The sequence below is a fragment of the Morganella morganii genome (assembly GCF_041099235.1).
GTDB lineage: Bacteria > Pseudomonadota > Gammaproteobacteria > Enterobacterales > Enterobacteriaceae > Morganella > Morganella morganii_E.
This window is the reverse complement of the sequence record NZ_JBFZSO010000004.1, coordinates 214811-234788: the sequence shown is the minus strand read 5'-3', so window position 1 is coordinate 234788 and position 19978 is coordinate 214811. Positions and strand designations below refer to the sequence as shown.

Sequence of the window (19978 nt, the reverse complement as noted above, 5' to 3'; positions counted from 1 at the left end):
TATAAGGATGATACCATGCGACTTTGTGACCGTGACATTATTCAGTGGCTTGATGACGGCAGACTGACTATCTCCCCGCGTCCGCCGGTTGAGCGGATCAACGGGGCGACCGCGGATGTCCGCCTCGGGCATCAGTTCCGGGTTTTCCGGGGCCATACCGCTGCGTATATTGATCTCAGCGGCCCGAAAGAAGAAGTGAATGCGGCGCTGGAAAATGTCATGAGTGATGAAATCACCCTGACTGAAGATGAAGTGTTCTACCTGCATCCGGGGGAACTGGCACTGGCAGTGACACTGGAATCGCTCACACTGCCGGACAACATGGTCGGCTGGCTGGACGGGCGTTCATCACTGGCACGCCTCGGGCTGATGGTCCACGTGACCGCGCACCGGATCGATCCGGGCTGGCACGGGCAAATCGTACTGGAATTTTACAACTCAGGTAAGTTACCCTTGGCACTGAGGCCGGGAATGGTGATCGGTGCCCTGAGTTTTGAGCCGTTATCCGGCTCCGCTGACCGGCCGTATAACCGCCGCAGCGATGCAAAATACAAAAATCAGCAGGGAGCTGTGGGCAGCCGTATCAGCGAAGATTAAACGGCGGACAGCACTGTCCGCCAGCGGGTTCAACAGAGAATGGGAAAGGAACAGGGATTATGAAACGATTTTTCACCACGCTGATTATTCTGCTTGTCGTGATAGCGGCGGGCCTCGCGGCCTTAATCCTGCTGGTGAACCCGAATGATTTCCGCGACTATATCGTTAACAAGGTGAAGGAAGACACCGGTTACGAGCTGGTGATGAAAGATGATATGCGCTGGCATGTCTGGCCGAAACTGAGCATCATCACCGGTAAAATGACCCTGACTGCCCCCGATGCCGCCGAACCGGTGGTAACCGCCGAAAACATGCGTCTGGATGTTGAACTCTGGCCGCTGCTGTCCCATCAGTTGTCGGTCCGTGAAGTGATGCTTGACGGCGCACTGCTGAAAATCCTGCCTGAAACCGAATCAAAAGAGAAGAAAAGCGCCCCTGTTGCCCCGGGTAATCAGAAAGCCCGTCCGGTGCCGGTTGAGCAGGAAAACAAATGGTCGTTTGATGTTGATCGCATCCGTATTGCCAACAGCCTGCTGGTCTGGCAGACAGAAGATGGTTCGCAGATCAACATGCGCGATATTAACTTCTCTCTCGAGCGCAATACCCCTGAACGCTATGTGATAGCGCTGAACAGTAATATTCTGCGCAATCAGCAGGAACTCTCTTTCAGTCTGAGTTCTGATATTGACCTCTCCCAGTACCCGGTGCAGGTCAGCGGCAATATTAACCGCCTGAATTACCGCCTGTCCGGTGCCGGTTTGTATGCCAACGGCATCAACGGTAACGGTACAACCACCTATACCTGGCACGAAGCGGTCGGCCAGGCACCGCAGTCCCTGATCCTGGAAAATCTGAAACTGAGCGCTAACGAAAGCCAGCTCAGCGGTACAGTGGAAGCGGCACTCGGTGAAACCCCGCGTTATGATATTCAGCTGACCTCTTCAAAACTGAATCTGGATAATCTGCTCGGTTATGAGCGTGCCGTGCATTCAGAAAACGGGGAAAAAACCCCGGTTGCCACCAAACCGGCAGTGGTCACCACCGGCAGTGATGCGGATAAATATGATCTGACCTTTATGAATCACTTCAATGCCACCCTGGCGCTGAATGTGGATTCTCTGATTTACCAGGGAATGGAAATCGGCCAGCTGACGGTAAAAGCAGAGAACCGGGGCAGCATCACTGAAATTTCCAAAATGACCGGCAACGTGTTCGGCGGCCGTTTCTCTCTGCCGATGACGATTTATTCTGAAAAAGTCCCGGCACAGCTGCGCATTAAACCGCTGCTGCAGAATATTGATGTGAAACCGTTGCTGACGGCGTTTAAAATGCCGGAAAAATTCACCGGACGTCTGAGTTTTGACGGCGATCTGCGCGGTACCGGTTATGACCAGGACGCGGTATTAAACAACTGGCGCGGCGATGTGGCGCTGACCATCACCGATGTTAAGTTGCTCGGCCTGAATATTCCGTATCTTATCCAGCAGTCGCTCTCCCAGGCGACAGATAAAGTGGCGCAGCCGGAATCGATGGATGCCATGACCGAAGCGAAAAAACTGGAAGCTATCGGTACCCTGAATAACGGTGAAGTGAAAATCAGTAAAATTCTGGCGGTATCCGATGCCTTTAATATCACCGGCAGCGGCCGGACAAATCTGGTGAAACAGAATCTGGATGTGAACCTGGGCGTTCAGATCCTGAAAGGCTGGGGAAAAACCAATGATCTGGTGACCTGGCTGCAGTCTGTCCGTATTCCGGTGGTGCTGTTCGGTAACTGGGATAATATTCAGTATAAGTTCGAAGTGGAAACCCTGTTGCGTAATCAGATACAGCAACGGGTAAAACAGGCAGCCGGAGAGCTGCTGAATGAAAAAACCGGGAAGGATCTCAAAGCTGTGGAATCCTTGCTTAACCGGTTATAAATTCGCGGACGATTTATACAAACAGAGCAGTGACGATAATTTATATTGTCACTGCTTTTTTAATGCCGGAGGCCGGAATACTTAAATGATACGGGTAATAACCCTGGTTCATTGACGCATATCATTTAATCTGTTCCCGGTTTTCGGCAGAGTGCATTAATCATTTTTATAAATAAAAATACCAGACAGGAGCAGAAATGTTAGATCTTCTTATTGGTGCTGTCGTTGCCGTCGGCGTCGGGCGCTATATTATTAAAGGGTATTCAGCCACAGGGGTGCTGATGGTCGGGGGCTTACTGCTTCTGATCATCAGTGTCATCATGGGGAAAAACATCCTGCCGTCCGCCGCCACCTCCACCGGCTGGGGACCGACAAACATTATTGAGTATGTGAAGTACCTGCTGATGAACCGCGGCGGCGACCTCGGTATGATGATCATGGTACTGTGCGGCTTTGCGGCTTATATGACCCACATCGGTGCCAACGACGTGGTCATCAAAATGGTCTCCAAACCGTTACAGGTCGTGAACTCTCCGTATCTGCTGATGATCGTGGCTTACTTTATTGCCTGTCTGATGTCTCTGGCGGTTTCCTCCGCCACCGGTCTCGGTGTGTTACTGATGGCAACCCTGTTCCCGGTGATGGTGAACGTGGGGATCAGCCGTGGTGCGGCAGCGGCTATCTGCGCCTCTCCGGCGGCGATTATCCTGGCACCGACCTCCGGTGACGTGGTGATTGCGGCTGAAGCCTCGATGATCCCGCTGAAAGAGTTTGCGTTCAGCCTGACTCTGCCGATTTCTATCGTGGCGATTGTATCTATGGCGATTGCTCACTATTTCTGGCAGCGTTTCCTCGATCGCAAAGAAGATATCAAATCTGAGATCCTGGATGTCAAAGAAATCACCACCAATGCACCGAAATTCTATGCCATTCTGCCGTTTATGCCGATCATCGGCGTACTGCTGTTTGATGGTAAGCCATTCAGTATCGGTTTCCTGAGCCATATCGTACTGCCTGAATTACACATCATCACGATTATTGTCGGCTGTATTATTCTGTCTGCCATCATTGAATTCCTCCGTGGTTTTGACGGCAAAAAAGTCTATGCCGGGCTGGATGTCTGCTACCGTGGTATGGCGGATGCCTTCGCCACCGTGGTTATGCTGCTGGTTGCGGCCGGTGTGTTTGCTCAGGGTCTGAGTACCGTCGGCTTTATCTCCGGTCTGATCAGCCTGGCGCAGTCTTTTGGTTCCGGTGCGATCGTGATGATGATTGCTCTGGTGATTATTACCATGCTGGCGGCGATGACCACCGGTTCCGGTAATGCGCCATTCTATGCGTTTGTGGAGCTGATCCCGCGCCTGGCACAGCAGATGGGTATCAACCCGGCGTACCTGGTGATCCCGATGTTACAGGCATCCAACCTGGGCCGTACCATGTCACCGGTTTCCGGTGTGGTGGTGGCGGTTGCCGGTATGGCGAAAATTTCACCGTTTGAAGTGGTGAAACGGACATCCGTTCCGGTGCTTGTCGGCCTGCTGGTGGTGATTGTCGCCACTGAGTTCCTGGTGCCGGTAACACTGTAAAACGACACGGCCGCACCGGTTATCCGCTGCGGCTTTTTTGTATCAATACGGAAAGTGTGAGGTTGGCTTTGGATAAGATTTTTACCGGTGTGGTGCAGGGCACGGCGCTGATTTTAAAAATTGAAGAAAACAATGATCATCTGATTCATATTGTGCAGTTTCCGGAGGCATTATTAACGGGGCTGGCGATTGGTGATTCCGTGTCGTATAACGGCTGCTGCCTGACTGTCGCAGCGATTGATAACAGTCATGTCGGTTTTTATCTTTTCACCGATACCCTGCTGAAAACCGCGCTCGGGCGGCTGGCTGCGGGTGATAAAGTGAATATCGAAAGAGTGGCGGTCTGATGATATAAAAAAACCCCGTATCTGACGGGGTTTTTGCTCTGTGAGGGGCGTTAATTACACACGGTTAAAGGCAAGAATACGGACTGAACGCAGGTCAGCCTGAGACTCGTCAGCAATTTTCTGAGTAGCTTGTTCTAATGCATCCCGGGGTGACACACCGGCTTCGGTTTCTGTGATCTGATGTCCCTGTAAAGTGTCTCCGTTACGGGCACGCACTTTGTACGATACAAACCAATAATCCATATCATCACCTGCTTCTGTCATTAATCGTTTAATCACCATAGCGGTTTACGTAACTGATTAATGTGACCGGAATCAATCATTTAATTGTTTTTCTGTCCGGACGGCAGTGCATCAGCCTGAGCCGCGATATCTTCCAGAATCCTTTCCCGTTCAAAGAGCAATTGTTGTTCACGGCTTGAGGAGCAGGTGAACAGCAGAAGGATAAGCAAACCGGTTGCGGCGGCGGAAATCAGCCATGAACGGCGATCCATTTTGCGGTTACGGACACCGGAAACAGCGGAATAGAGCCATCCCAGAACGGCACCGCAAATCAGCCCGCTGAAATGAGCCACATTATCCGTCACCGGCTCTTCATCATCCGGCACTGCACTGAGTACCGACAGTACGATCAGGACTATCATGGTGATCAGCAGATTTTTATAACGCAGACTGTCTGCCACAGACACGGACGGATCTTTCCGGGCCCGGATAAGATATATCACGGTGGCACCGGCAAGCCCCATAATGGCGCCGGATGCTCCGACACCGACAATAACAGGAATGCCGGACAGCGGAGACATATCATTCTGAGCGGACTGACAGAGCGCGCTGGTAAAGGACGCAGCGATACCGGTGAACAGATAGATAAACAGCATTCTCATCTTACCGGTCAGTGCTTCACAGTTAATGCCGAACACCAGGAGGGCAATGACATTGATGCCCAGATGCAGCGGATCGGAATGAAGCAGAGTGCTGGTTGCATAGCGCCACCAGTCACCGGTCAGTGAGAACTGATACACACTGCCGCCTGCCAGCAGCATATTGTAGACCGGGTCTGCCAGCGGGGAGGCATAATTCACCTGCCAGATATAAACGCCGGTATTGAGCAGGGCGAGGAAAAAGGTGAGCAGCGTGGCTGAGAGCCGGTATTCCGGCCGTGAGGGCAGAACCACATCACCCCAGGGATTTATGTTATTCATTATTATTTTGCGGATAATTTGATTTGATTAAGTCTATTTGAGCGTCAGGCGGGCTGTAAACAGGAAAAAGCCGGGATAATTATCCCGGCTCTGACTGGTGCGGATAGCGGCAGGAATTAATTATTTTCCAGCCATTCGGTGTGGAACACCCCGTCTTTATCAGTACGTTTATAAGTATGTGCACCGAAATAGTCACGCTGTGCCTGGATCAGGTTCGCCGGCAGTACCGCGCTGCGGTAGCTGTCATAATAAGCGATAGCGGCAGAGAAGGTCGGTGTCGGGATACCGTGCTGAACACCGTAGCAGACCACATCACGCAGCGCCTGCTGATACTCATCGGCAATCTGTGTGAAGTAAGGGGCCAGCAGCAGGTTAGCCAGTGCCGGGTTTTCCGCATATGCGTCAGTGATTTTCTGCAGGAACTGGGCGCGAATGATGCAACCGGCGCGGAAGATTTTCGCGATTTCGCCGTAGTTCAGATCCCAGTTATACTCATCAGAGGCAACGCGCAGCTGTGAGAAGCCCTGTGCATAAGAGACAATTTTACCCAGATACAGGGCGCGGCGGACTTTCTCGATAAATTCCGCTTTATCGCCGCTGAATGCAGCCGCTTTCGGCCCTTTCAGTACTTTGGAAGCCGCAACGCGCTGATCTTTCAGGAACGAGATATAACGGGCAAATACGGATTCGGTGATCAGTGTCAGCGGTACGCCGAGGTCGAGGGCGCTCTGGCTGGTCCATTTACCGGTACCTTTGTTGGCGGCTTCATCAAGGATCACATCCACCAGATAGTTGCCGTCTTCATCTTTCTTACGGAAGATATCTTTTGTGATGTCAATCAGGTAGCTGCTCAGTTCGCCGTTGTTCCACTCGCTGAAGACTGAAGCCAGTTCATCATTGCTGATGCCGAGGGCATTTTTCATCACGGAGTACGCTTCCGCAATCAGCTGCATATCACCGTATTCGATACCGTTGTGAACCATTTTGACATAATGACCGGCACCGTCAGCACCGATGTAGGTCACACACGGCTCGCCTTCGGCCTGTGCTGCGATCTGTTTCAGGATCGGGGCAACCAGTTCGTAAGCTTCTTTTTGTCCGCCCGGCATAATGGACGGTCCTTTCAGTGCGCCTTCCTCACCACCGGAAACGCCGGTGCCGATAAAGTTAAAGCCCTGTGCGGACAGCTCTTTGTTACGGCGGATGGTGTCCTGAAAGAAGGTGTTGCCGCCGTCGATCAGAATGTCGCCTTTATCGAGATGCGGGGTGAGGGATGCGATGGTTTTATCGGTGGCTTCACCGGCTTTGACCATCAGCAGGATACGGCGGGGTTTTTCCAGGGAGTCAACAAACTCTTCAATGCTGTAGCTCGGAACCAGTTTTTTCCCCGGGTTTTCAGCAATCACTTCATCGGTTTTATCTGAAGAGCGGTTAAAAACAGAAACAGAATAACCGCGGCTTTCGATATTCAGTGCGAGGTTACGGCCCATAACGGCCATACCGACAACACCAATTTGTTGTTTGGACATGAAGACTCCTTCAGGAATTGACCCGTGACTAACGACGATTTCGTTAGCTGACTGTTAATTTCGTCACAGTTTAACGCATGTAAAGGCTGCGTGGTAGCGATTGATGCAAACGGTATCGTCATAGCGCACAACAGGAACAGCGGCAAAGTGCGGAATTTTTTATTGCTATTTGGCCGCACAATCCGCATTATTCCGGATGCAGCATAAGCTGTGTAAATAAAAGGTAAAACTAGCCGTATGGAATGGATCGCTGATCCGTCGATTTGGGCCGGCCTGGCCACATTAATCGTACTCGAAATTGTTCTTGGTATTGATAACCTTGTTTTCATTGCCATTCTTGCCGATAAACTTCCTCCTGCACTGCGTGACAAAGCCCGTATAACCGGTCTGCTGTGTGCGCTGGTCATGCGTATTATTCTGTTGTTCAGCCTCTCCTGGCTTATCACGCTGACTAAACCGATGTTTACGATGTTCGGCCATCCGTTCAGTGCGCGTGACTTAATTATGCTGATCGGGGGTCTGTTCCTGCTGTTCAAAGCCACGATGGAGCTCAACGAACGGCTGGAAGGCGGTGAGCATCACGACGGGCAGCAGCGGAAAACCTCAAAATTCTGGGCGGTGGTGGCACAGATTATTGTGCTGGACGCCGTCTTCTCGCTGGACTCCGTGATCACGGCTGTCGGGATGGTGGATCATATCGGTGTGATGGTCACCGCAGTGATTATCGCGATGCTGCTGATGATCTGGGGCAGCCGTCCGCTGACCCGCTTTGTCAATGAGCACCCGACCATTGTTATCCTGTGTCTCAGCTTCCTGCTGATGATCGGTTTCAGTCTGGTGGCGGAAGGGTTCGGTTATCACATTCCGAAAGGTTACCTCTACGCGGCGATCGGTTTCTCCATCATGATTGAGATGCTCAATCAGGTGGCGATGTTTAACCGCCGTAAGTTTCTGCGCGGCCGGAACTCTCTGCGTCAGCGTACCGCCGAAGCAGTATTGCGTATTCTGAGCGGCAAGCATGAATCCTCAGAGCTGGATAACCGCACGGCGGATCTGATTTCGGATAATCAGGAAATCTTTGACCCGGAAGAGCGGCAGATGATTGTCCGTGTACTGGGGCTGTCACAGCGTAACGTCAACAGCATTATGACCTCGCGTCATGATGTGGAGATGCTGCGGATTGATGCGACCAGTGATGAAATCGCGGCGCTGCTGATTAAAAATCCGCACACCCGCGTGGTGATCAAAGGCTCGGCGGATGATGATGAACTGCTGGGCGTGGTGCATGTGATCGACCTGCTGCATCAGCGTTTACAGCAGGATACGCTGGATCTGCATGCGCTGATCAAACAGCCGCTGGTCTTCCCTGAACAGCTGTCATTACTGAAAGCGCTGGAGCAGTTCCGTCAGGCGCAGACTCACTTTGCCTTTGTGGCCGATGAATTCGGGTACGTTGAAGGTGTGGTGACACTGACAGATGTGATGGAAACCATTGCCGGTAATCTGCCGGTCAGCGGTGTTGAGAATGATGCCCGTCATGACATTCAGTTCACGGATGATAACAGCTGGATCACCAACGGCTTTATGCCGCTGGAGGATTTAATCAACTATATTCCGCTGACACTCGATGAAAAACGTGAGTATGAAACGGTGGCCGGTCTGCTGATGGAGCATTTGCAGCGACTGCCTAAAGTCGGTGAGCAGATTAACATTGACGGCTGCCTGTTTGAGCCTCTGGAAATTCAGAATCACCGGATTAACCGTGTGAAAATCACACTGCCGGAGAATCCGGAAGACAGTGACGATTAACTGTTAAATAATAACGCCGCCGGAAACGGCGGCGTTACCATCATATCGTGCAGGTTATTCAACCGGGGCACATTCAAAATCACTGAAGATTTTCTGGCTGTTTTTGGCGCGGGGTTTAAACTTCCCGGCCGGTTTGTTATTCACATACACTTCAAATTCAGATGCCCGGGTAATGGCTGAGGTGAAACTAACCCAGGCATCAGCACCACTGCGGGTCGTGGTGTTTTCAGGAATATAATAGGCTTCATCATCAATCAGGAAAGAGATGTCACCGTCAAGGCTCTGGTCATTACTGTAAACAGACACGCTGTTGTCGTAGCCTTCCCCCGCACCTTCGTTACAGGCGATAATGACGGCATTGCCGGCTCCGTTACTGATACTGTATTCAGTAAATCCCTGAGCAGCCCCCATTGACCAGGTATCAGGAACAGCATAGGCAGAGGCAGAGCAGACTGCAATCATACCGGCCAGTAGTATTTTTTTCATTTAAGATATCCGTTATGGTTAAAGATGATGATTAATATCGGCAGCTTGTTCATATTTCCGGAGCAGTATTAATGATCTGCTGTCTCCCCGCTTTTCTGATCCTTGCGGCTGACAGCGGGATATTCAGATTTTGATACACAATAATTTTACAAATACTGATTTATCTGCTTTATTTTTACCTTTAATTATATACCCTGCAAATCCTGAATTATGGTTATGTATCAGATTTCTGTAAGGATAAAAAACCACCTATGTCTGTTGTGACACTGATCCTTGTTTTTCTGCTGGCCGTGATTGCCAGTGTGTTTATCTCCCGTCTGCTGGGGGACAAAATTCCGCTGCCTTTTATTCAGATTGCTATTGGAGCAGGATTATCCGTTTTTGGTTTTGATGTGGCATTTGAGCCGCACCTGTTCCTGTTCCTTTTTATCCCGCCGCTGCTGTTTCTGGATGGCTGGCGTATTCCGAAAGAAGCGTTGTTCAGTGATATCAAACCGATTTTCTCGCTGGCCATCGGCCTGGTGTTTTTCACCGTCGTCGGTATGGGATTGTTTATCCACTGGCTGATCCCGGCGGTTTCCCTGGCGGTTGCTTTTGCATTAGCGGCGATCCTGTCACCGACTGACCCGGTGTCTGTGGCGGCAATGACCGTCAATGCACCGCTGCCGTCCCGTATGGCCCATATTCTGGAAGGAGAATCGCTCTTTAATGATGCCAGCGGCCTGGTGTGCTTCAGTTTTGCGGTAGGTGCGGCACTGACCGGAACATTCTCTCTGCCGTCGGCTGCCGGGAAGTTTATGGTGGTGGCGCTGGGCGGAATTATGGTCGGTTTACTGATTGCCATGTTTATCGGGAAAGTGAACCAGTTCCTGGTGCAGCGTACCGGGGAAGACCCGGCGATTCAGATTATGATCAGCCTGCTGATCCCGTTTGTCTCTTATCTGGCGGCAGAGCACCTGGGGGTGTCCGGGATCCTGGCCGCAGTGGCGGCCGGTATCGCCATGCACTATGAGCGCATTGTCGGCCGTATGCAGTCTGCCACCCGCATGCAGAGCAAGGCGGTCTGGGACACCGTGCAGGTCGCGCTGAACGGGATGATCTTTATTCTGCTGGGCGAGCAGTTACCGGGAATGTGGCGCTCGGTGCCGCAGGTGGCGGCAGATGCCGGTGCGTCCGCACCGTGGGTGCTGCTGCTCTATGTGGTGATTATTACCTTTGGTCTGGCGGTACTGCGTTTTGCCTGGGTATGGATTGCCATGACACTGACGGTTTTCCGCCAGCGCCGCAAAGGTAAACAGTCCGATATGCCGCATCTGCGTCTGATGGCGATTATGGCGACGGCCGGTGTGCGCGGGGCCATTACCCTCGCCGGTATTCTGACCCTGCCGCTGCTGATGAATGACGGTTCACCGTTCCCGCACCGTGATCTGGCCATTTTCCTTGCGATGGGGGTTATTCTGTTCTCACTGGTGATTGCCGCCGTTGCATTGCCGGTGCTGACGAAAGGACTGACAACCGACTTACCGCATGATAATGAAGAGCTGAATGCCCGTTTCACCCTGAATGAAGCCGCAATGAACAATCTGCGGGTGCAGATGGCAGAGCCGCTGGAAGACATCGTCGAAATGACGCTGCGTACAGAAGTGGGGACACACTTACTGGAGATCTACGGTCGCCATCTTGACAGTAACAGTGATGACCAGACCGCCGGGTTTGACTGGCAGAATGTGATCCGCATGGAGCGGCGGATGTCTCTGACCGCGCTTCAGGCGGAGCGGGATGCCCTCAAACAGCTGCGTAAGAGTAAAAATATTAATGAGCACACTTACACGTTGCTGGTGCAGGAGCTGGATCTGAAAGAAGAAGCGCTGAAACTGGCGCTGCGCTGACAGTAACAAAGCAAAAATCAAAAGACCCGCACTGTACAGTGCGGGTCTTTTTTTACATCACAACACTGCTGCGGGTGTGTGTCTGTAAAACCCGCGAGGCGGTTTGGGTCATGGTGTCATTGATTTCATCGAGCCAGTGATGAACCTGCTCAGCGGATAACTGCAGTGACGGGCAATCCCGGTCCTTCTGGTTGTTCTCTTCCAGCAGCAGCACCAGTTCGGTATCCAGCAGGGACTGGATCATATCAATCCACAGGCCGATTTGCTGATTCAGCGGTTTTCCGGCCGGAGAGGTGATGCAGTAGCGGTTGAGCCGTTCAGCAGCGGTATACTGAAAATCATCCCGCAGTGCCATCCGTTCTGCCAGCGTGGCGGTTTCAGGTGCGGGCAGCGGGGTACCGAGACAGGTAAACTCATAACTGTCTTCGCGGGTAAACAGACTGTCATTCAGCCGGATCTGCGTTTCCTCATAATGCATCAGGACTTCGCGCAGCAGGGCGCTGACCGCAAAAAAGTGGTCGGTTTTATGAAACTGGCTGCCGTTGAGATACGGTGCACTCAGTTGCTGCCGCAGGGATTGTTCATCTTCTTCCGGTGAGGAGACAAAACGCCTGCGGGATTTCTGTGTTTTGAACCAGCGGCGCCAGCGGTGGCGCGACAGATACAGCAGCAGGCTGAGTAACAGCAGATAATAAAGCGAGTCTAAAAGTTCGTCCTGCATAAGCGCCTTCCCAAGCAAAAATCAGAGTTCACGGCGGACAAACGATACTGTTTCAGGATCGGCAATCCGCTGATAGTCCTTTGTATTCAGAATAATGGAGCACTCCAGGCTGCCGGCATTAAAAGCCAGCTCACTGAAACGTTCAAATAACATCGGATCGGCAACGAGACGGAGATCAGTGTGAAAGCTGAACGGCGGGATAGCACCGAACACACACTGTGTCAGTTCAGCTGTCTCTGCCGGACTGGCGAGTGAGGCGCGGGTGCCGCCGGTTTTTTTTGCCAGCGCCTGTAAATCTGCCTGCTGATCAGAAGGCAGAATCGCAAGGACATACTGACGGACACCGTTTCCCTTGATATGACAAACCAGTGCTTTGGCACCCTGACCGTGGTGTGTGCCGCGCACTCTGGCGACCTCTTCTGTCTTCCCCGCGCTGGCGTGATGTACCACGCGGTAGCGGGCATTATGTTCATCCAGCCGGGCGGTCAGTTTCTCAAATATCGGGTTCATTTCACTCACAGTCTCTGCATTTGTTGCCAATATCCTGCCTATTATAGAAGGTTACGGCAACAAAAACAGCGGACAAAAAAGGATTTCCCCCGCTTTCGGATTAACGGTGACGGGAGCGAAGTTTTTCAATAACAGCGGCCAGATCCAGATCTGCATCCTGGAGCAGTACCAGCAGATGATAGAGCAGATCCGCAGATTCCGAGGTCAGCTCCGCTTTATCGCGGACAGTCGCTGCCAGTGCGGTTTCCACCCCTTCTTCGCCTACTTTCTGCGCGATACGTTTGGTCCCGGCGGCATAAAGTTGTGCCGTGTAAGAGCTGTCCGGATCTGCGGTTTTGCGGGATTTGATCACGGACTCCAGTTCATACAGGAAACCCTGTGCAGTTTGCGCGGGAGCAAAACAGCTGTTGGTTCCCTGATGACAGGTCGGACCGATTGGGGTGACCAGCGCCAGCAGCGTGTCGTTGTCGCAATCTTTAAACAGGTCTTCCAGGTTAAGGAAATGCCCGGAGGATTCCCCTTTGGTCCACAGCCGCTGTTTGGTGCGGGAATAAAACGTCACGCGTTTTTCGCTGATCGTTTTGTCCAGTGCGTCGCGGTTCATGTAGCCCAGCATCAGCACATCACCGGAGACAGCGTGCTGAACAATAACCGGCAGCAGGCCGCCGGTTTTCTGCCAGTCCAGTTGTGCGATTTCCTGTTCCGTGAGCATAGTGTATTACTCCTGTATTCTGACAACGATCCCGTCGCGGGCAAGTCCGCGTTTCAGTTCGCCGATATTAATAATCTGTTTGTGGAAGACGGAAGCGGCAAGCGCACCATCCACACCGGCCTGTAAAAAGGCATCACGGAAGTGATCCGGATGACCGGCACCGCCTGAGGCAATCAGCGGCACCTGACATACGGCACGGACTTTTTTCAGTTGCTCCAGGTCATAACCGTTACGCACGCCATCCTGGTTCATCATATTGAGGACGATTTCCCCGGCTCCGCGCTGCTGTACTTCCTGCACCCAGTCGAGGGTGTTACGGGAGGTGGCAATGGTACGTTTTTCATCACCGGTAAATTGATAGACCTGATAGTTTCCGCTTTCCGCATCGTGCCAGGTATCGATCCCGATGACAATGCACTGCACGCCGAAGCGGTCAGCCAGCCGGGTGATAAGGGTCGGGTCACTCAGCGCCGGGGAGTTTACGGAGATTTTATCCGCCCCGAAACTGAGGATCGCGGCAGCGTCTTCGGTACTGCGGATACCGCCTGCCACGCAGAACGGAATATCAATCACCTCCGCCACTTTGGCGACCCAGCTTTTATCCACCACCCGGCCGTCAGAGGACGCGGTGATATCATAAAATACCAGTTCATCTGCACCTTCCTCTGCATAACGGCGGGCGAGGGGAACAATATCACCGATAATTTCGTGATTACGGAACTGAACCCCTTTGACCACTTGTCCGTCACGGACGTCCAGGCAGGGAATTATGCGTTTTGCCAGCATGCGATAGCCTCCGGTAATGTCATTTTGCCGTCGAGCAGCGCCCGGCCGACGATCACGCCCGCCACGCCGGTGGCCGGCAGCGGGGCAATATCACCCAGCCCGCCGATACCGCCGGATGCCTGAAAGGCAATCTCAGGGAACGCAGTACAGATTTCCTGATAGAGCGCCACATTGGAGCCTGCCAGGGTGCCGTCTTTCGAGATATCGGTACATAACACATGGCGCAGCCCGGCAGAGGCGAAATCGCGGATCACGTCTTCGATAGTCTGCTCTGACTCTTCCTGCCAGCCACTGACCGCAACCCGTTTTTTACCGTCAGCGCCGATGCGCACATCCAGCGCCAGCACGATGCGTTCTGCTCCCCAACGGGCAAACCAGCGTTTTACTTCTTCAGGGGATGTGATCGCCGTGGAGCCGACCACTACACGGGCGGCACCGGCATCCAGCAGGGCGGCAACATCCTCTTCTGTGCGGATACCGCCGCCGATCTGTACCGGCACACTCACACCTGCCAGTAGTGTTTTCAGCAACGGGATCTGGCGTTTCGCCGGGTCTTTGGCACCGGTTAAATCCACGAGGTGCAGCAGTTGCGCCCCTTCGCGCTCATAAGCCTGTAAACGGCTGAGCGGATCCGCGCCGTAATCGCGCTGTTTTGCATAATCGCCCTGGTGAAGGCGCACTACCTGTCCGTCAATTAAATCCAGTGCGGGAATGATCATGACGATTTCATCTCCAGAAAATTTTTAATCAGTGTGATACCGGTTTTGCCTGAACGCTCCGGGTGGAACTGAACGCCGTAAAAATTATCGCGGCAGAGAACACTGCTGAAAGCCTCACCGTACGTGGTGGTGGCCGCTGTGGCTTTACTGACGGGGCAGGCATAACTGTGAACAAAGTAAAAATAGCTCTGCGGCGCGATATCACGGAACAGCGGCAGATCGGCAGTGAATTCAACAGTATTCCAGCCCATATGTGGTACCGGCAGGCCGTCCGGTGTCATTTTCTGTACCGGGGTATCGATCAGGCCGAGCAGATCAATATTTCCCTCTTCGCTGGTGGTGCCCAGTAACTGCATACCGAGACAAATCCCCAGCACCGGTTGTGTCAGGGAACGGATGGTGCTCACCAGCCCGCGCGCTGTCAGATTTTCCATTGCCGCACCCGCCGTCCCGACGCCCGGCAGAAAGACTTTATCTGCCTGACGGATAAGGTCAGGGGCGGCGGTGACCAGCGGCTGATAACCCAGACGCTCCACCGCGTAGCGGACGGAGGCGATATTGGCACAGCCGGTATCAGTGATTACGATGCGCATCACAGCACCCCTTTTGAACTCGGCAGAACATTACCTTCCACGCGGATGGCCTGGCGCAGTGTCCGTCCGAACACTTTAAACAGGCTTTCGGCTCTGTGGTGATCGTTCTTCCCTTTGGTTTTCAGGTGTAACGTGCAGCCCATGGTATAGGAGAGTGAGCGGAAGAAGTGCTCAATCATCTCGGTGCTCAGGTCGCCGACACGCTGATATTTGAAATCGGCTTTGTATTCCAGGTGCGGACGGCCGGAGATATCCAGGGCGCAGCGGGCAAGACACTCATCCATCGGCAGGGTAAAACCGAAGCGGGTGATGCCGCGTTTGTCACCGAGTGCCAGTTTCAGGGCTTCGCCCAGCGCCAGACCGGTATCTTCCACCGTGTGGTGATCATCTATCACCAGGTCACCGCTGACCTGAATATTGAGGCGGAAACCGCCGTGAGTGGCAATCTGATCCAGCATGTGGTCGAAAAAGCCGACACCGGTACGGATGGTGCTGCCGCCTTCGCGGTCGAGCCACACTTCGGTGAGAATATCGGTTTCTTTGGTTTTACGTTCCACACGGCTGTAACGGTCACGACGGGTCAGTTGTTCCGCGATGCTGTTCCAGTCAGTGCCCGGCTGTCCGTAACGCAGGCCGGTAATGCCCATGTTTTGTGCGAGCTGAATATCGGTTTCGCGATCGCCGATCACATAGCTGTTTTGCGCGTCGATCACGCCCGGCAGCAAGTATTTTTCCACCAGGGTGATTTTCGGTTTGCGGCAGTTGCAGTTATCCGCCGGTTTGTGCGGACAAATCAGCACCTCGTCAAAGGTAATGCCCTGAGAGGTGAAAATCTGCATCATCAGCTGGTGCGGCGCTTCGAAATCCGCCTGCGGGAAGCTGTCAGTGCCCAGTCCGTCCTGGTTGGTGACCATTACAAAGCGGTATCCGGCCTCTTTCAGCTTCAGCAGCGCGGGGATCACATCCGGCTCAAAGGCCAGTTTGTCTAATCTGTCCACCTGAAAATCCACCGGTGGTTCGGTGATCAGAGTGCCGTCGCGGTCAATAAATAAAACGTTCTGTGTCATGGTATCCGTTGTCCTCAGATTATGGCATTTCAAGCGCGGCGATAGCGGCGATCACCCGCAGGCATTCCGCCCGGGTGCCGACAGTAATGCGCAGACAGTTTTCCAGCCCGCGTTGTTTGCGCTGGTCACGCAAAATAATTCCCTCATCCCACAGACTGCGGAAAACCCGTTCCGCATCACGGAAACGTACCAGAATGTAGTTGGTTTTGCTCGGAAAAACCGTTTCCGTCAGCGGCAGTTCTTTCAGCTCATCACACAGCATCTGCCGGTTGCGGCAGATTTCGGTGACGCGCTCCTGCATTACGGCAATGCCTTCCGGCAGCAGGGCTTCGGCAGCAATGGCTGCTACCGGGGATGACAGCGGATACGGCGCGATCACTTTCATCAGCACGTTAATAATATCCGCAGAGGCCAGTGTGAAGCCGCAGCGCAGTCCGGCGAGCGCAAAGGCTTTGGAGAGCGTGCGCAGGATCACCAGGTTCGGGTATTCTTTCAGCCACGATGACACGCTGAATTCCGGGCAGAACTCGATATAGGCCTCATCGACCACAATCAGCGCCCGGTTATCCACGATATCAAACAGATAACGAAGATCCTGTTCGCGGATCGGGTTACCGGTCGGGTTGTTCGGGTGGCAGACATAAATCACTTTCACGCCGCTGAGACTGGCGGCAATACTGTCGAGATCCAACTGCCAGCCATCCAGTGACGGAACCACTTTCTGTGCGACACCAAAGGTTTCCGCACTGACACTGTACATGCCGTAGGTCGGCGGGCAGAACAGCACCGCATCTTTCCCCGGCTCGCAGAAAGCGCGGATCAGTAATTCAATGCTTTCATCCGCGCCGCGCCCCGCGATAACCTGCTCCGGACTGACACCGGCGTAAGCTGCATAGCGGTTGATCACATTCGCAGGCTGGCACTCCGGATAGCGGTTCAGATTGCGATCCGTAAAGGTAAAATCCGGTGCCTGCGGATATTCGTTGGCGTTCAGCCAGACATCCCCGTTACCGCCAAGGCGGCGTGCCGACTGATACGGCGTCAGTAACTGCACATTTTCGCGGGCCAGTGCCATCGCGCTGAATGGTTTGTTCATCCGTTGTTCTCCTCCGCTTTCAGGGCATTCATCCGCAGTGTCACGGCATTTTTGTGCGCGGTAAGCAGTTCCGCCGCCGCCAGGGTTTCAATCGCGTCTGCCAGACCGGATAATCCGGCCGGGGTCAGTTTCTGTACGGTCATCCGTTTCATAAAATCCGCCAGTCCGAGGCTGGAGTATGTTGAGGTGTAGCCGTAAGTCGGCAGGACGTGGTTAGTCCCTGAAGCATAATCTCCGGCGGATTCCGGCGACCAGTCACCGAGGAACACGGAACCGGCGCTGTTGATGGCGGGCAGCAGGGCATCCGGGTCGCGGGTCTGGATAATTAAGTGCTCCGGGCCGTACTGGTTGCTGATCGCCACACAGGTGTCCAGATCGCGGGCAATAATAATGCGGCTGGCGGACAGGGCCTGACGGGCAATCTCTTTGCGTGATAATAATTCAAGCTGTGAATTGGTTTCCGCCACCACGCGCTGCGCCATTGCCTCATCCGGAGTGACCAGCACCACCTGAGAATCCGGGCCGTGTTCGGCCTGGGAGAGCAGGTCGGCAGCAACAAAGGCCGGGTTGGCACCACTGTCAGCGATCACCAGCACTTCGGAAGGTCCGGCAGGCATGTCGATTGCCGCACCGCCGATAGTCTGGCTGACCTGACGTTTTGCTTCGGTCACATAGGCGTTGCCCGGCCCGAAAATTTTGTCGGTGGCGGGAATGGTTTCTGTACCGAATGCCATCGCGGCAATTGCCTGGGCACCACCGACCTGATAAATGGTTTCCACACCGCAAAGTTGTGCGGCATATAAAATTTCATCTGCCACCGGCGGCGGTGAGCAGAGGATGATCCGGCGGCAACCGGCGATTTTTGCCGGAACAGCCAGCATCAGGACAGTGGAAATCAGCGGTGCGCTGCCGCCCGGGATATACAGCCCGACACTGTCCACCGGACGGGTGACCAGCTGGCAGCTGACGCCGGGCTGGGTTTCCACATCAATCACATCCGGGATCTGCGCCTCGTGAAAGCGGGTGATATTGGCTTTTGCGGTTGCCATGGCGGATTTCAGCGAATCCGGCAGACGGTCAGCGGCAGCGGCAATTTCCGCAGCACTGATTTGCAGTTCTGTCACCTGTGTTTTGTCAAAGCGGGCACTCAGCGCGCGCAGGGCATCATCGCCGTTTTCCCGCACATCGCGGATGATGTCACTGACCACGCGGCTGATATCACCGGATGCTGCCATCGCCGGGCGCATCAGGGAATCCGCCTGCTGTTGTGTATCAAGATTTTCCCAGCGGATTAAAGTATTAAAAGTCATTGCGGTCATTGTCATCACTCCATCATTTTTTCAATCGGCAGAACCAGAATGGAGCTGCAACCCAGGGCTTTCAGTTTTTCCATGGTTTCCCAGAACAGGGTTTCGCTGCTGACCATGTGCATTGCCACCAAATCCGGCTCACCGGCCAGCGGCAGCAGGGTCGGACGCTCTGCGCCCGGCAGCAGGGCGATCACTTCGTCCAGACGTTCTGACGGTGCGTGCATCATGATGTATTTGGATTCACGCGCCTGGATCACGCCCTGGATACGGGTCATCATTCTGTCGATAAGCTGCTGTTTGGCCGGCGGCATTTCACCATCGCGCTGAATAAGGCAGGCTTTGGAGCGGTAAATCACTTCCACTTCGCGCAAACCGTTGGCTTCCAGTGTGGCACCGGTGGAGACCAGGTCACAGATGGCGTCAGCCAGCCCGGCGCGCGGTGCCACTTCCACCGAACCGTTGAGCAGACAGGATTTAAAGCGGATACCTTTCTGATCCAGATAACGTTTGAGCAGGAACGGGTAAGAGGTTGCGATACGGCTGTCCTGAAGACACTCCGCGCCGTTGTAGCTGAAATCCACCGGGGCGGCCAGTGAAAGGCGGCAGGAGCCGAAATCCAGGCGGCGCAGCGTGAAGTAACGCGGGTTTTGTCCCTGTGCCTGACGGCTTAATAACTCTTCTTCCAGCACGTTTTCGCCGATGATACCGAGGTCAACCACGCCATCCATCACCAGGCCGGGAATATCGTCATCACGGACCCGCAGAATATCAATCGGCATGTTTTCTGCGTAGGCAATCAGGCGCTGCTGTTGTAAGTTGATTTTTATGCCGCAGCGCGCGAGCAACTCGCGGGAATCTTCACTTAAACGACCTGACTTCTGAATGGCTATCCGTAAGCGCGTTTTATCTAACATTTTGATTATCCTTTAATTTTATAATTATTTAGGTATAAAAAAACCCCCGGAAAAAAGATTCTTCCGGGGGTTCTCTTTTAGCACGCATGCCACCGGAAGCTCTGAACGTCTTCCGGCACCAATCGCCTGAAAGACTAGTCAGGGTGATGGTGGTGGTGATGGCTGAACTGGATGCGTGTCATG

The 19978-nt window shown here is 53.5% G+C and carries 21 protein-coding genes and 1 other annotated feature; of the genes, 6 read left to right on the top strand and 15 right to left on the bottom strand.

Going from position 1 to position 19978, the window contains the following annotated elements; translation table 11 throughout:
• The first annotated feature begins 15 nt into the window (after positions 1 to 15).
• From dcd to AB7038_RS09475, 4 genes are all read left to right on the top strand, one after another.
• Positions 16 to 597 (top strand): dCTP deaminase, encoded by a 582-nt coding sequence (gene dcd / locus AB7038_RS09490; RefSeq protein WP_072871051.1) that lies wholly within the window; start codon positions 16 to 18, stop codon positions 595 to 597.
• A 59-nt stretch (positions 598 to 656) separates the two neighbouring features.
• Positions 657 to 2519 (top strand): outer membrane assembly protein AsmA, encoded by a 1863-nt coding sequence (gene asmA, locus AB7038_RS09485; protein ID WP_368888743.1) that lies wholly within the window; start codon positions 657 to 659, stop codon positions 2517 to 2519.
• A 197-nt stretch (positions 2520 to 2716) separates the two neighbouring features.
• Positions 2717 to 4105 (top strand): anaerobic C4-dicarboxylate transporter DcuC, encoded by a 1389-nt coding sequence (gene dcuC / locus AB7038_RS09480; RefSeq protein ID WP_072871046.1) that lies wholly within the window; start codon positions 2717 to 2719, stop codon positions 4103 to 4105.
• 68 nt (positions 4106 to 4173) lie between these two features.
• Positions 4174 to 4452 (top strand): riboflavin synthase, encoded by a 279-nt coding sequence (locus AB7038_RS09475; protein ID WP_072871043.1) that lies wholly within the window; start codon positions 4174 to 4176, stop codon positions 4450 to 4452.
• A gap of 54 nt (positions 4453 to 4506) precedes the next feature.
• Here AB7038_RS09475 and AB7038_RS09470 read toward each other — a convergent pair whose 3' ends face one another.
• The 3 genes from AB7038_RS09470 to gndA all read right to left on the bottom strand — a co-directional run bounded on the left by AB7038_RS09470 (position 4507) and on the right by gndA (position 7183).
• Positions 4507 to 4695 carry a hypothetical protein gene (locus AB7038_RS09470; RefSeq protein ID WP_029991050.1) on the bottom strand — a complete coding sequence of 63 codons (189 nt, stop codon included), beginning with the start codon at positions 4693 to 4695 and terminating at the stop codon, positions 4507 to 4509.
• An 80-nt stretch (positions 4696 to 4775) separates the two neighbouring features.
• Positions 4776 to 5654: a rhomboid family intramembrane serine protease gene (locus tag AB7038_RS09465; protein WP_369453198.1), complete on the bottom strand. Its 879-nt coding sequence runs from the start codon at positions 5652 to 5654 to the stop codon at positions 4776 to 4778.
• Positions 5655 to 5770: 116 nt separating this feature from the next.
• Positions 5771 to 7183: an NADP-dependent phosphogluconate dehydrogenase gene (gene gndA / locus AB7038_RS09460; protein ID WP_024474093.1), complete on the bottom strand. Its 1413-nt coding sequence runs from the start codon at positions 7181 to 7183 to the stop codon at positions 5771 to 5773.
• Between the two features lie 237 nt (positions 7184 to 7420).
• On the opposite strand from gndA, the gene AB7038_RS09455 reads away from it, so the two are divergent.
• The gene (locus AB7038_RS09455) at positions 7421 to 8992 is read left to right on the top strand and encodes a TerC family protein (RefSeq protein WP_369453197.1); all 1572 of its coding nucleotides are present in this window, start codon (positions 7421 to 7423) and stop codon (positions 8990 to 8992) included.
• A gap of 54 nt (positions 8993 to 9046) precedes the next feature.
• On the opposite strand, the gene AB7038_RS09450 is transcribed toward AB7038_RS09455, so the two are convergent.
• Complete coding sequence (locus AB7038_RS09450; protein ID WP_369453196.1) at positions 9047 to 9478, bottom strand: hypothetical protein; 432 nt, start codon at positions 9476 to 9478, stop codon at positions 9047 to 9049.
• Positions 9479 to 9729: 251 nt separating this feature from the next.
• Here AB7038_RS09450 and AB7038_RS09445 point away from each other — a divergent pair, with 251 nt between their 5' ends.
• A complete protein-coding gene (locus tag AB7038_RS09445) occupies positions 9730 to 11367 on the top strand; it encodes a Na+/H+ antiporter (protein WP_369453195.1) in 1638 nt (545 codons plus the stop codon).
• A 52-nt stretch (positions 11368 to 11419) separates the two neighbouring features.
• On the opposite strand, the gene AB7038_RS09440 is transcribed toward AB7038_RS09445, so the two are convergent.
• The 11 genes from AB7038_RS09440 to hisL form a co-directional block, all read right to left on the bottom strand.
• Positions 11420 to 12088: a hypothetical protein gene (locus AB7038_RS09440; protein ID WP_369453194.1), complete on the bottom strand. Its 669-nt coding sequence runs from the start codon at positions 12086 to 12088 to the stop codon at positions 11420 to 11422.
• Positions 12089 to 12109: 21 nt separating this feature from the next.
• Positions 12110 to 12598 (bottom strand): YbaK/prolyl-tRNA synthetase associated domain-containing protein, encoded by a 489-nt coding sequence (locus AB7038_RS09435; protein WP_369453193.1) that lies wholly within the window; start codon positions 12596 to 12598, stop codon positions 12110 to 12112.
• Between the two features lie 100 nt (positions 12599 to 12698).
• Complete coding sequence (gene hisIE / locus AB7038_RS09430; RefSeq protein ID WP_279798111.1) at positions 12699 to 13310, bottom strand: bifunctional phosphoribosyl-AMP cyclohydrolase/phosphoribosyl-ATP diphosphatase HisIE; 612 nt, start codon at positions 13308 to 13310, stop codon at positions 12699 to 12701.
• A gap of 6 nt (positions 13311 to 13316) precedes the next feature.
• Entirely contained in the window at positions 13317 to 14096 is a 780-nt protein-coding gene (gene hisF, locus AB7038_RS09425; RefSeq protein WP_369453192.1) for an imidazole glycerol phosphate synthase subunit HisF, read from the bottom strand.
• The gene (gene hisA, locus AB7038_RS09420) at positions 14078 to 14815 is read right to left on the bottom strand and encodes a 1-(5-phosphoribosyl)-5-[(5-phosphoribosylamino)methylideneamino]imidazole-4-carboxamide isomerase (protein WP_369453191.1); all 738 of its coding nucleotides are present in this window, start codon (positions 14813 to 14815) and stop codon (positions 14078 to 14080) included. Before hisA ends, hisF begins: the two co-directional genes overlap by 19 nt.
• Positions 14812 to 15408, bottom strand: a complete 597-nt coding sequence (gene hisH, locus AB7038_RS09415; protein ID WP_368888735.1) for an imidazole glycerol phosphate synthase subunit HisH — start codon at positions 15406 to 15408, stop codon at positions 14812 to 14814. Before hisH ends, hisA begins: the two co-directional genes overlap by 4 nt.
• Positions 15408 to 16475, bottom strand: a complete 1068-nt coding sequence (hisB, locus tag AB7038_RS09410) for a bifunctional histidinol-phosphatase/imidazoleglycerol-phosphate dehydratase HisB (RefSeq protein WP_201893343.1) — start codon at positions 16473 to 16475, stop codon at positions 15408 to 15410. Before hisB ends, hisH begins: the two co-directional genes overlap by 1 nt.
• 19 nt (positions 16476 to 16494) lie before the next feature.
• Entirely contained in the window at positions 16495 to 17571 is a 1077-nt protein-coding gene (gene hisC, locus AB7038_RS09405) for a histidinol-phosphate transaminase (RefSeq protein WP_369453190.1), read from the bottom strand.
• Positions 17568 to 18881 (bottom strand): histidinol dehydrogenase, encoded by a 1314-nt coding sequence (gene hisD, locus AB7038_RS09400; protein WP_369453231.1) that lies wholly within the window; start codon positions 18879 to 18881, stop codon positions 17568 to 17570. The genes hisC and hisD overlap by 4 nt, the downstream gene beginning before the upstream one ends.
• A gap of 14 nt (positions 18882 to 18895) precedes the next feature.
• Positions 18896 to 19795: an ATP phosphoribosyltransferase gene (gene hisG, locus AB7038_RS09395; protein WP_046893805.1), complete on the bottom strand. Its 900-nt coding sequence runs from the start codon at positions 19793 to 19795 to the stop codon at positions 18896 to 18898.
• Positions 19796 to 19829: 34 nt separating this feature from the next.
• Positions 19830 to 19954, bottom strand: a sequence feature (His leader region).
• Complete coding sequence (hisL, locus tag AB7038_RS09390; RefSeq protein WP_101495319.1) at positions 19930 to 19977, bottom strand: his operon leader peptide; 48 nt, start codon at positions 19975 to 19977, stop codon at positions 19930 to 19932. (Overlaps the previous feature by 25 nt.)
• Position 19978 lies beyond the last annotated feature (1 nt).

Excerpts from the sequence above, each read along its gene's own strand:
- dcd (WP_072871051.1), top strand. The coding sequence starts at position 16 with ATGCGACTTTGTGACCGTGACATTATTCAGTGGCTTGATGACGGCAGA.
- asmA (WP_368888743.1), top strand. The coding sequence starts at position 657 with ATGAAACGATTTTTCACCACGCTGATTATTCTGCTTGTCGTGATAGCG.
- dcuC (WP_072871046.1), top strand. The coding sequence starts at position 2,717 with ATGTTAGATCTTCTTATTGGTGCTGTCGTTGCCGTCGGCGTCGGGCGC.
- AB7038_RS09470 (WP_029991050.1), bottom strand. The coding sequence starts at position 4,695 with ATGGATTATTGGTTTGTATCGTACAAAGTGCGTGCCCGTAACGGAGAC.
- AB7038_RS09465 (WP_369453198.1), bottom strand. The coding sequence starts at position 5,654 with ATGAATAACATAAATCCCTGGGGTGATGTGGTTCTGCCCTCACGGCCG.
- gndA (WP_024474093.1), bottom strand. The coding sequence starts at position 7,183 with ATGTCCAAACAACAAATTGGTGTTGTCGGTATGGCCGTTATGGGCCGT.
- AB7038_RS09455 (WP_369453197.1), top strand. The coding sequence starts at position 7,421 with ATGGAATGGATCGCTGATCCGTCGATTTGGGCCGGCCTGGCCACATTA.
- AB7038_RS09450 (WP_369453196.1), bottom strand. The coding sequence starts at position 9,478 with ATGAAAAAAATACTACTGGCCGGTATGATTGCAGTCTGCTCTGCCTCT.
- AB7038_RS09445 (WP_369453195.1), top strand. The coding sequence starts at position 9,730 with ATGTCTGTTGTGACACTGATCCTTGTTTTTCTGCTGGCCGTGATTGCC.
- AB7038_RS09440 (WP_369453194.1), bottom strand. The coding sequence starts at position 12,088 with ATGCAGGACGAACTTTTAGACTCGCTTTATTATCTGCTGTTACTCAGC.
- AB7038_RS09435 (WP_369453193.1), bottom strand. The coding sequence starts at position 12,598 with ATGAACCCGATATTTGAGAAACTGACCGCCCGGCTGGATGAACATAAT.
- hisIE (WP_279798111.1), bottom strand. The coding sequence starts at position 13,310 with ATGCTCACGGAACAGGAAATCGCACAACTGGACTGGCAGAAAACCGGC.
- hisF (WP_369453192.1), bottom strand. The coding sequence starts at position 14,096 with ATGCTGGCAAAACGCATAATTCCCTGCCTGGACGTCCGTGACGGACAA.
- hisA (WP_369453191.1), bottom strand. The coding sequence starts at position 14,815 with ATGATCATTCCCGCACTGGATTTAATTGACGGACAGGTAGTGCGCCTT.
- hisH (WP_368888735.1), bottom strand. The coding sequence starts at position 15,408 with ATGCGCATCGTAATCACTGATACCGGCTGTGCCAATATCGCCTCCGTC.
- hisB (WP_201893343.1), bottom strand. The coding sequence starts at position 16,475 with ATGACACAGAACGTTTTATTTATTGACCGCGACGGCACTCTGATCACC.
- hisC (WP_369453190.1), bottom strand. The coding sequence starts at position 17,571 with ATGAACAAACCATTCAGCGCGATGGCACTGGCCCGCGAAAATGTGCAG.
- hisD (WP_369453231.1), bottom strand. The coding sequence starts at position 18,881 with ATGACTTTTAATACTTTAATCCGCTGGGAAAATCTTGATACACAACAG.
- hisG (WP_046893805.1), bottom strand. The coding sequence starts at position 19,795 with ATGTTAGATAAAACGCGCTTACGGATAGCCATTCAGAAGTCAGGTCGT.